This is a genomic window from Hyphomicrobiales bacterium, from assembly GCA_030688605.1.
Classification (GTDB): domain Bacteria; phylum Pseudomonadota; class Alphaproteobacteria; order Rhizobiales; family NORP267; genus JAUYJB01.
The window spans coordinates 1-11,458 of record JAUYJB010000035.1 but is presented as its reverse complement, the minus strand read 5'-3'; the positions used below and the strand labels follow the sequence as shown (position 1 = coordinate 11,458).

Annotated in this window: 6 protein-coding genes; all 6 read left to right on the top strand. The window is 63.8% G+C overall.

From position 1 onward, the window contains the following. On the top strand, positions 1-3,575 hold a 3,575-nt coding region (gene rpoB, locus Q8P46_04430; protein MDP2619411.1), incomplete at its 5' end, for a DNA-directed RNA polymerase subunit beta. 106 nt (positions 3,576-3,681) lie between these two features. Continuing rightward, complete coding sequence (gene rpoC / locus Q8P46_04425; protein ID MDP2619410.1) at positions 3,682-7,893, top strand: DNA-directed RNA polymerase subunit beta'; 4,212 nt, start codon at positions 3,682-3,684, stop codon at positions 7,891-7,893. 357 nt (positions 7,894-8,250) lie between these two features. After that, positions 8,251-8,622, top strand: coding sequence for a 30S ribosomal protein S12 (gene rpsL, locus Q8P46_04420; GenBank protein ID MDP2619409.1), 372 nt, complete (start codon positions 8,251-8,253; stop codon positions 8,620-8,622). A 12-nt stretch (positions 8,623-8,634) separates the two neighbouring features. After that, the gene (gene rpsG, locus Q8P46_04415) at positions 8,635-9,105 is read left to right on the top strand and encodes a 30S ribosomal protein S7 (GenBank protein ID MDP2619408.1); all 471 of its coding nucleotides are present in this window, start codon (positions 8,635-8,637) and stop codon (positions 9,103-9,105) included. Between the two features lie 23 nt (positions 9,106-9,128). After that, positions 9,129-11,204, top strand: a complete 2,076-nt coding sequence (fusA, locus tag Q8P46_04410) for an elongation factor G (protein ID MDP2619407.1) — start codon at positions 9,129-9,131, stop codon at positions 11,202-11,204. 50 nt (positions 11,205-11,254) lie between these two features. Then, positions 11,255-11,458, top strand: a 204-nt coding sequence (locus Q8P46_04405; GenBank protein MDP2619406.1) for a GTP-binding protein, incomplete at its 3' end; no start/stop codon positions are given.

Below are 11,458 nucleotides of genomic sequence, written 5' to 3'. Positions count from 1 at the left end.
GCTCCTGGCTCGACTTCGAGTTCGACGCCAAGGACATCGTCTACGTGCGGATCGACCGCCGCCGCAAGCTGCCGGTGACGACCCTTCTCTACGCGCTCGGGCTCGACGCCGAAGAGATTCTCGACACCTTCTATGAGCGCGTCGCCTTTAGCCGCCACAAGGAAGGTTGGAAGCTACCCTTCGAGCCGGACCGGCTGCGCGGGGCGAAGCCGACGACGGATCTCGTCGACGCGGCCTCCGGAAAGGTCGTGATCGAGGCCGGGCAGAAGATCACGGTGCGGCTCTTGCGAAAGCTTGCCGAGGAGGGCGTCAAGGCGCTGCTGGTCACCGACGAGCATCTCGAGGGCCAATATATCGGCGGCGAGATCGTCAATACCAAGACCGGCGAGGTGTTCGCGGAAGCCGGCGAGGAGATCACGCCGGCGCTGCTCAAGACCCTGGCCGAGGCCGGCGTCGATGCGATCGAGGTGCTCGATATCGACCATGTCAATGTCGGCCCCTATATGCGCAACACGCTGGCGCTGGACAAGAATGACGGGCGCGAATCGGCCCTGTTCGACATCTACCGGGTGATGCGGCCGGGCGAGCCGCCGACGATCGAAACCGCGGAAACTCTGTTCAACGGGCTGTTCTTCGATTCGGAGCGCTACGACCTGTCGGCGGTCGGGCGGGTGAAGATGAACATGCGTCTCGACCTCGACGCCGACGACACGGTGCGCACCCTGCGCAGGGAAGACATTCTCGGGGTGGTCAAGAATCTCGTCGATCTTCGCGACGGCAAGGGCGAGATCGACGACATCGACCACCTCGGCAACCGGCGCGTGCGCTCGGTCGGCGAGCTGATGGAGAACCAGTACCGCATCGGCCTGTTGCGCATGGAGCGCGCGATCAAGGAGCGCATGAGCTCGGTCGACATCGACACGGTCATGCCGCAGGACCTGATCAACGCCAAGCCGGCGGCGGCGGCCGTGCGCGAGTTCTTCGGCTCCTCGCAGCTCTCCCAGTTCATGGATCAGACCAATCCGCTCTCCGAGATCACCCACAAGCGACGGTTGTCGGCGCTCGGGCCGGGCGGGCTGACCCGCGAACGGGCCGGTTTCGAGGTGCGCGACGTGCACCCGACCCATTACGGGCGCATCTGCCCGATCGAGACCCCGGAGGGGCCGAATATCGGCCTGATCAATTCGCTGGCGACCTTCGCCCGTGTCAACAAATACGGCTTCATCGAAAGCCCGTACCATGTGGTCAAGAACGGCAAGGTCACCAAGCAGGTGGTCTACCTGTCGGCGATGGAGGAATCCAAGCACCACATCGCCCAGGCGAGCGCCCCGATCGGGCCTGACGGAAAGTTCGTCAACGACCTCGTCACCACCCGCCACGCCAGCGACGTGATCATGGTCTCGCCCGACCGCGTCGACTATATGGACGTGTCGCCGAAGCAGCTCGTTTCGGTGGCCGCCGCGCTCATTCCGTTCCTGGAGAACGATGACGCCAACCGCGCTCTGATGGGCTCCAACATGCAGCGCCAGGCGGTGCCGCTGATCCGCACCGAGGCGCCGCTCGTCGGCACCGGAATGGAATCGGTGGTGGCGCGCGATTCAGGCGCCGCGATCGCCGCCCGGCGGACCGGCATCGTCGATCAGGTGGATTCGACCCGCATCGTGGTTCGCGCCACCGAGGAGACCGATCCGTCGAAGTCCGGCGTCGACATCTATAACCTATTGAAATACCAGCGTTCCAACCAGAATACCTGCATCAATCAGCGGCCCCTGGTGAAGGTCGGCGACCATGTGAACGAGGGCGACATCATCGCCGATGGTCCGTCGACCGATCTCGGCGACTTGGCGCTCGGCCGCAACGTCCTCGTCGCCTTCATGCCGTGGATGGGCTACAATTTCGAGGATTCCATCCTGATCTCCGAGCGCGTCGTCCGCGACGACGTCTTCACCTCGATCCATATCGAGGAATTCGAAGTCATGGCCCGCGACACCAAGCTCGGGCCGGAGGAGATCACCCGCGACATTCCCAACGTCTCGGAAGAGGCGCTGAAGAATCTCGACGAGGCCGGCATCGTCTATATCGGCGCCGAGGTCGAGGCCGGCGACATCCTGGTCGGCAAGATCACGCCCAAGGGCGAAAGCCCGATGACGCCGGAGGAAAAGCTGCTCAGGGCGATCTTCGGCGAAAAGGCGTCTGACGTGCGCGACACCTCGCTGCGCGTGCCGCCGGGCGCCACCGGCACCGTCGTCGAGGTGCGCGTGTTCAACCGCCACGGCATCGACAAGGACGAACGGGCCATGGCCATCGAGCGCGAGGAGATCGAGCGCCTGGCCAAGGACCGCGACGACGAGCTCGCCATCCTCGACCGCAACGTCTATGGCCGGCTGCGCGACCTGCTCCTGAACAAGCAGGTGGCGAGCGGCCCCAAGGGGCTTAAGGCGGACACCAAGATCACCGAGGCGGTGCTCGACGAAGTCCCGCGCGGCCAGTGGTGGCAGATCGGCCTTAAGAACGAAAAAGTCATGGAGGAGATCGAGTCGATCGGCCGCCAATACGAGGAATCGAAGAAGAACCTCGAGGCCCGTTTCGTCGACAAGGTCGACAAGCTGCAGCGCGGCGACGAGCTGCCGCCCGGCGTGATGAAGATGGTCAAGGTCTTCGTTGCCGTGAAGCGCAAGGTTCAGCCCGGTGACAAGATGGCGGGCCGCCACGGCAATAAGGGCGTCATCAGCCGCATCCTGCCGGTCGAGGACATGCCCTATCTCGAGGATGGGACCCCGATCGACATCGTCCTCAACCCGCTCGGCGTGCCGAGCCGGATGAATGTCGGCCAGATCCTGGAGACCCATCTCGGCTTGGCCTGCCGCGGCCTCGGCAGTCAGATCGGCGAGGCCGTCGACGCATTCCGCCGCGACGGAAAGATCAAGCAGCTCAAGGATGCGCTCGGGCGCGTCTACGGCAAGGACACGACCATCGCCTCGCTGGACGAGGATGAGATTGCCGAGCTGGGCGACAATCTGCGCGGCGGCGTGCCGATCGCAACGCCGGTGTTCGACGGCGCGCGGGAAGCCGATATCGTCGAGATGCTCGACTTGGCGGGTTTCGATCGTTCCGGCCAGGCCGTCCTTTATGACGGCCGCTCGGGCGAGCCCTTCGACCGCAAGGTGACGGTCGGCTACATCTACATGCTGAAGCTGCACCATCTGGTCGATGACAAGATCCACGCCCGTTCGATCGGCCCCTACAGCCTGGTCACCCAGCAGCCGCTCGGCGGCAAGGCGCAGTTCGGCGGCCAGCGGTTCGGCGAGATGGAGGTGTGGGCGCTCGAAGCCTATGGCGCGGCCTACACGCTGCAGGAGATGCTGACCGTCAAGTCCGACGACGTGGCCGGCCGCACCAAGGTCTATGAGGCCATCGTGCGCGGCGACGACACCTTCGAGTCGGGTATTCCTGAATCGTTCAACGTGTTGGTCAAGGAAATGCGTTCGCTCGGCCTCAATGTCGAGCTGATGAACACCAAGTCGCGCAGCGAGCCGCCGCCGGAGCATACGCGTCCGGCGAAGGCAGCCGAATAGACGCGTCAAAGCGGAACAGTTGCGCGCAAATGAAAGTTAGTTGGGACAAAGGGCGGCCGGCGCCGGTGCCGGCCTTGCCGCCCGAAGCCTCCGGGAGAGAGAGCGGATGAACCAGGAAATCATTAACGTCTTCGGACCCGCCGGCCAGCAGCCGGCCCAGCAGGTCTTTGATCAGATCAAGATCTCGATCGCGAGTCCGGAAAAGATCCTGAGCTGGTCCTTTGGCGAGATCAAGAAACCGGAGACCATCAACTACCGCACCTTCAAGCCGGAACGGGACGGGCTGTTCTGCGCCCGCATCTTCGGTCCGATCAAGGACTATGAGTGCCTGTGCGGCAAGTATAAGCGGATGAAATATAAGGGCATCATCTGCGAGAAGTGCGGCGTCGAGGTGACCCTGAGCCGGGTCCGTCGCGAGCGCATGGGTCACATCGAGCTGGCCGCTCCCGTCGCCCATATCTGGTTCCTGAAATCGCTGCCGAGCCGCATCGGCCTGGTTCTCGACATGACGCTCAAGGATCTGGAGCGGGTGCTCTATTTCGAAAGCTACGTGGTCGTCGAGCCCGGGCTGACGCCGCTCAAGCCCAACCAGCTTCTCGGCGAGGAAGAGTATCTGCAGGCGCAGGAAGAGTTCGGGCCCGATTCGTTCACCGCCGGTATTGGAGCGGAAGCCATCCGCGAGCTCCTCAAGGCGCTCGATCTGGAAAAACTGCGCGACGATCTGCGCCAGGAGATCGCCGAGGCGACGACGGAATTGAAGCCGAAGAAACTCGCCAAGCGTCTCAAGGTGATCGAGGCCTTCATCGCTTCCGGCAACAAGCCGGAGTGGATGATCCTCACCGTGGTGCCGGTGATCCCGCCGGACCTGCGGCCGCTGGTGCCGCTCGACGGCGGCCGGTTTGCGACCTCCGATCTCAACGATCTCTACCGCCGCGTCATCAACCGCAATAACCGCCTCAAGCGGCTGATCGAGCTCAGGGCGCCGGACATCATCATCCGCAACGAGAAGCGGATGCTGCAGGAATCCGTCGATGCGCTGTTCGACAATGGACGGCGCGGCCGCGTCATCACCGGCGCCAACAAGCGGCCGTTGAAGTCGCTCGCCGACATGCTCAAGGGCAAGCAGGGGCGTTTCCGCCAGAATCTGCTCGGCAAGCGCGTCGACTATTCCGGCCGCTCGGTGATCGTCGTCGGCCCCGAGCTGAAGCTGCACCAGTGCGGCCTGCCGAAGAAGATGGCTTTGGAGCTGTTCAAGCCGTTCATCTACTCCAGGCTCGACGCCAAGGGCCTGTCGGCGACGGTGAAGCAGGCGAAGAAGCTGGTCGAAAAGGAAAAGCCCGAGGTCTGGGACATTCTCGACGAAGTCATCCGCGAGCATCCGGTGCTGCTCAACCGCGCGCCGACCCTGCATCGCCTCGGCATTCAAGCATTCGAGCCGGTGCTCATCGAGGGCAAGGCGATCCAGCTCCACCCGCTGGTCTGCGCCGCCTTCAACGCCGACTTCGACGGCGACCAGATGGCGGTGCACGTGCCGCTGTCGCTGGAGGCCCAGCTCGAGGCGCGCGTCTTGATGATGTCGACCAACAATATCCTGCACCCGGCCAACGGATCGCCGATCATCGTGCCGTCGCAGGACATCGTTCTCGGCCTCTATTACCTCAGCCTGATGCTCGACAACGAGCCCGGCGAAGGCATGGTCTTAGGCTCGGTCTCCGAGGTGCAGCACGCGCTGGAGGCCAACGCCGTCAGCCTGCATTCGAAGGTCAGGGGCCGGGTCGAAATGGCCGACGAGGAGGGCAAGCTGTTCTCCAAGGTCTATGAGACGACACCGGGCCGGATGCTGCTCGGCGAGCTCCTGCCGCGGCGCCCCAACGTGACCTTCGATCTCGTCAACCAGCTGCTGACCAAGCGCGAGATCTCGCAGATGATCGACGTCGTCTACCGCCACTGCGGCCAGAAGGAGACTGTCATCTTCTGCGACCAGATCATGGGGCTGGGCTTCTATCATGCCTGCCGCGCCGGCATCTCCTTCGGCAAGGACGACATGGTCATCCCGGAGTCCAAGCAAGGCCTGGTCGGGGCCACCCGCGACCTCGTCAAGGAATATGAGCAGCAATACAATGACGGCCTGATCACCCAGGGCGAGAAATACAACAAGGTCGTCGACGCCTGGGCCAAATGCACCGACCGGGTCGCCGACGAGATGATGCTGCGCATCTCCGCGCTGCAGACCGACGAGAAGACCAAGCGCGCCCGTCCGATGAATTCGATCTACATGATGTCGCACTCCGGCGCCCGCGGCTCGCCGGCGCAGATGAAGCAGCTCGCCGGCATGCGCGGCCTGATGGCCAAACCCTCGGGCGAAATCATCGAGACGCCGATCATCTCCAACTTCAAGGAAGGCCTGTCGGTGCTGGAATATTTCAATTCCACCCATGGCGCCCGCAAGGGCCTGGCCGACACGGCGCTGAAAACCGCCAATTCCGGCTATCTGACCCGGCGCCTGGTCGACGTTGCCCAGGACTGCATCATCACCGAGGAGGATTGCGGCACCTCGAACGGCATCGCCATGATGGCGGCGATCGACGCCGGCGAGGTCATCGCCTCGCTCGGCCAGCGGGTGCTCGGCCGCACTGCTGCCGAGAACGTCAAGGATCCGGCGAGCGGCGAGACCATCGTCAAGAAGGGCGAGCTGATCCAGGAACGCCAGGTCGAGGAGATCGAGGCGGCCCAGGTGCAGAAGATCAAGATCCGCTCGGTGCTCACCTGCGAGACCAAGAGCGGCGTCTGCGGCACCTGCTACGGCCGCGATCTGGCGCGCGGAACGCCGGTCAATCACGGCGAAGCGGTCGGCGTCATCGCCGCCCAGTCGATCGGCGAGCCGGGCACCCAGCTCACAATGCGCACCTTCCATATCGGCGGCACGGCGCAGGTGGTCGACCAGTCGTTCATCGAGTCGAACTATGCCGGCGTGGTGAATATCCGCAGCGGCTCCATCGGTACCGATTCCGACGGCCAGATCATCGCCATGGGACGCAACATGGCGATCCTGGTGGTCGATGCGGACGGCAATGAGCGCGCGGTCCACCGCATTCCCTATGGCGCGCGGCTGCGGGTCAAGGAGGGCGAAGAGATCAAACGCGGTATGCGGCTCGCCGAATGGGACCCCTACACCCGCCCGATCCTCACCGAAGTCGCCGGAAAGGTCGAGTTCGAGGATCTGGTCGAGGGCGCCTCGGTCAGCGAAGCCTTCGACGAATCGACCGGCATCACCAAGCGCGTGGTCATCGACTGGCGCACCTCTGCGCGCGGTGCCGATCTGCGCCCGGCGATCGTGATCAAGGACGCCAAGGGCAAGTTCGTCAAGCTCGAGCGGGGCGGCGAGGCGCGCTATCTGCTGTCCGTCGACGCCGTCATCCCGATCAATCCCGGCACCAAGGTCAAGCCCGGCGACGTTCTGGCGCGCATTCCGCTGGAGAGCGCCAAGACCCGCGACATCACCGGCGGTCTGCCGCGGGTGGCGGAGCTGTTCGAGGCGCGCCGGCCCAAGGATCACGCCATCATCGCCGAGATTTCCGGCCATGTGCGTTTCGGCCGCGACTACAAGAACAAGCGCCGTATCGCCATCGACCCGACCGAGGACGGAGCGGAGGCGGTCGAGTATCTGATCCCCAAGGGCCGCCATCTGCACGTGCAGGAGGGCGACTATATCGAGAAGGGCGAGTTCCTGCTCGACGGCCATCCCGCCCCGCACGACATTCTGGCCATCAAGGGCGTCGAGGAGCTTGCCGCCTATCTCGTCAACGAGATCCAGGAGGTATACCGGCTGCAGGGCGTCAACATCAACGACAAGCACATCGAGGTGATTGTCCGCCAGATGCTGCAGAAGGTCGAGGTCACCGATCCCGGCGAGACCAATCTGCTTGCCGGCGAGCAGCTCGACCGCATCGAGTTCGACCTCGCCAACGACCAGGTCAAGGAGGAGGGCAAGAAGCCGGCTTCCGCGAGTCCGGTCCTGCTCGGAATCACCAAGGCTTCGCTGCAGACCCGCTCCTTCATCTCCGCCGCCTCCTTCCAGGAGACGACGCGGGTGCTCACCGATGCCGCGGTCAACGGCAAGGTCGATACGCTCGACGGCCTGAAGGAAAATGTCATCGTCGGGCGCCTGATCCCGGCCGGAACGGGCGCGATGATCAACCGCCTGCGCTCGGTCGCCGCCCACCGCGACGCGCTCATCCTCGAAGAGCGGGCCAAGGCGCAGCTCGAGGCCGAGTCCGCCGAAATGGCCCTGATCGGGGAGGGCGAGAGCTCGGAGTGAACGAGGCGCCCGCCAGGTTGGAATTATTTTGATTTTCCCTGCATTTCTGGCCGCCGCGGGGGGTTGACGCCATACGGCCGCAACAGTATGTTGCGCGCGCATTTCGGCAGGCGGTAGGCCACGTCGCGTTTGGCTGCGCCACCCCAGGCGCCCAAACAGGTCGAGCCTAGACGCTGCCGGCCAAAACTGAGGTTGAAACATTCTGCGCACGACCCGGCTCCGCGAGGAGCTGAGGTCGTCTGGCGTCTAAAGCGGGTGGTTAGACCGCCGGCCCGGCTCGAAATGCTGCACGAACCGGGCGCCCCCCAGCGCAGCGCCGCGACGGCAAACGCAAAAGGTAGACGACAAAGGCCAATCATGCCGACGATTAACCAATTGATCCGCAAACCGCGCGCTCCGAAGGTCAAGCGCAACAAGGTGCCGGCCATGGAAGCCTGCCCGCAGAAGCGCGGCGTGTGCACGCGCGTCTACACGACGACGCCGAAAAAGCCGAACTCGGCGCTGCGCAAGGTGGCGCGCGTGCGCCTGACCAACGGCTTCGAGGTGACCAGTTACATCCCCGGCGAAGGCCACAACCTTCAGGAGCATTCCGTGGTCATGATCCGCGGCGGGCGGGTGAAGGACCTGCCGGGCGTGCGCTATCACATCATCCGCGGCGTGCTCGACACCCAGGGGGTGAAGGACCGTAGGCAGCGGCGCTCGAAATACGGCGCCAAGCGGCCGAAATAGGGAGCCGGAAAGATGTCGCGTCGCCACCGTGCCGACAAGCGTGAGATCATGCCGGATCCCAAATTCGGCGACATGGTGCTCACCAAATTCATGAACTCCGTCATGAAGGCCGGCAAGAAATCGGTCGCCGAGCGGCTGGTCTACGGCGCTCTCGACGAGATCGAGCGCAAGGCCAAGCAGGATCCCATCGCCGTGTTCCGCCAGGCGTTGGAGAATGTCATGCCGGCGATCGAGGTGCGGTCGAGGCGCGTCGGCGGAGCGACCTATCAGGTGCCGATCGAGGTGCGCACCGACCGCCGGCAGGCGCTCGCCATTCGCTGGCTGATCGCGGCCGCCAACGGTCGCAGCGAGAAAACCATGGTCGGGCGGCTTTCCGGCGAACTGCTCGATGCGTCGAACAATCGGGGGACCGCGGTCAAGAAGCGCGAGGATACGCACAAGATGGCCGAGGCCAACCGCGCCTTCTCGCATTATCGATGGTAGCTGAGCTTTAAGAGACCTCTCCCATGCCCCGTACCCACAAAATCGAGGATTACCGCAACTTCGGCATCATGGCCCACATCGATGCCGGAAAGACGACGACGACCGAGCGGATCCTCTACTACACCGGCAAGAGCCATAAGATGGGCGAGGTGCATGAGGGCGCCGCGACCATGGACTGGATGGAGCAGGAGCAGGAGCGCGGCATCACCATCACCTCCGCGGCGACGACCTGCTACTGGAGGGAGAAGCGCCTCAACATCATCGACACGCCGGGCCATGTCGACTTTACCATCGAGGTGGAGCGCTCCTTGCGCGTGCTCGACGGCGCCATCGCGCTGCTCGACGCCAATGCCGGCGTGGAGCCGCAGACCGAGACGGTGTGGCGCCAGGCCGACAAGTACAAGGTCCCGCGCATGATCTTCGTCAACAAGATGGACAAGATCGGCGCGGATTTCTTTCAATCCGTGAAGATGGTCGAGAAGCGCCTCGGCGCCCATCCGATCATCGTCCAGCTTCCGATCGGCGCCGAGAACAAGTTTCGGGGCTGCATCGACCTGATCAGGATGCAGGGCATCGTCTGGGAGGATGAATCGCTCGGCGCCAAATATCATTACATCGATATCCCCGCCGAACTGACCGACCAGGCCAAGAGCTACCGCGAAAAGATGATCGAAGCGGCGGTCGAGCTCGACGAAGGCGTGATGGAGGCCTATCTGGAGGGCAACACGCCCGACGAGGCGACGCTGAAAAAGCTTATCCGCAAAGGCACTTGCGGCAACCTATTCGTGCCCGTCCTGTGCGGCTCGGCGTTCAAGAACAAGGGCGTTCAGCCGCTCCTCGATGCGGTTGTCGACTTTCTGCCGAGCCCGGTCGAGGTGCCCGACATCCGCGGCATCGACCCGAAGACCGGCAACGAGTTGCGCCGCAAGTCTTCCGATGCAGAGCCGCTTTCGATGCTCGCCTTCAAGGTCATGAACGACCCGTTCGTCGGCTCGCTGACCTTCTGCCGCGTCTATTCGGGCAAGATGGAGACCGGCGCGCCGCTGCTCAACACCGTCAAGGAAAAGCGCGAACGCGTCGGCCGCATGCTGCTGATGCATTCCAACCATCGCGAGGACATCAAGCAGGCCTTCGCCGGCGACATCGTGGCGCTGGCCGGCCTCAAGGACGTGACCACCGGCGACACGCTGTGCGACCCGGCCCAACCGGTGATTCTCGAGCGCATGGACTTCCCCGATCCGGTGATCGAGATCGCCATCGAGCCGAAGTCGAAAGCCGATCAGGAGAAGATGGGCGTTGCTCTCAACCGCCTGGCCCAGGAGGACCCGTCCTTCCGGGTCGCCAGCGATCCGGAGTCCGGCCAGACCATCATCAAGGGCATGGGCGAATTGCACCTCGACATCATCGTCGACCGCATGCGCCGGGAGTTCAAGGTCGACGCCAATATCGGCCAGCCCCAGGTCGCCTACCGCGAGACCGTCACCCGGGCGACCGAGGTGGACTATACCCACAAGAAGCAGACCGGCGGCTCGGGTCAGTTCGCCCGCATCAAGCTGGTCGTTGAGCCCAACGCGCCCGGCAGGGGCTACGAGTTCGAGAGCAAGATCGTCGGCGGCAACGTGCCGCGGGAATATATTCCCGGCGTCGAAAAGGGCATCGCCGCCGTCATGACCTCCGGCGTGCTCGCCGGCTTCCCGGTGGTCGACGTCAAGGCGAAGCTTGTCGACGGCGCCTATCACGACGTCGATTCCAGCGCGCTCGCCTTCGAGATCGCGGCGCGGGCGGCGTTTCGCGAGGCGCTGCAGAAGGCAGGGCCGAAACTGCTTGAGCCGATCATGAAGGTCGAGGTGGTGACGCCTGAGGAATATACCGGCGGCATCATCGGCGATCTGACCTCCCGGCGCGGCCATGTGGAGGGGCAGGATCTGCGCGGCAACGCGACCGTGATCAATGCCATGGTGCCGCTTGCCAACATGTTCGGATACATCAACACGCTGCGTTCGATGAGCCAGGGCCGGGCTCAATACACGATGCAGTTCGATCACTATGAACAGGTTCCTCACGCCGTCGCAGAGGAGGTTCAGGCGAAATTCGCCTGATCTCCCGCTGAAGCCGGGCAAGATAACGAGAGCGTTTACGGAGAGCTCCAATGGCGAAAGAGAAGTTTGCGCGGACCAAGCCGCATTGCAACATCGGCACGATTGGCCATGTTGACCATGGCAAGACGACGCTGACGGCGGCGATCACCAAGGTTTTGGCGGAGGCCGGCGGAGCGACCTTCACCCCGTTCGACCAGATCGACAAGGCGCCGGAGGAGAAGGCGCGCGGGATTACCATTTCCACCGCGCATGTG

What these genes read in the sequence shown, in the direction of transcription:
- rpoC (MDP2619410.1), top strand. Translation starts at nt 3,682, where the DNA reads ATGAACCAGGAAATCATTAACGTCTTCGGACCCGCCGGCCAGCAGCCG.
- rpsL (MDP2619409.1), top strand. Translation starts at nt 8,251, where the DNA reads ATGCCGACGATTAACCAATTGATCCGCAAACCGCGCGCTCCGAAGGTC.
- rpsG (MDP2619408.1), top strand. Translation starts at nt 8,635, where the DNA reads ATGTCGCGTCGCCACCGTGCCGACAAGCGTGAGATCATGCCGGATCCC.
- fusA (MDP2619407.1), top strand. Translation starts at nt 9,129, where the DNA reads ATGCCCCGTACCCACAAAATCGAGGATTACCGCAACTTCGGCATCATG.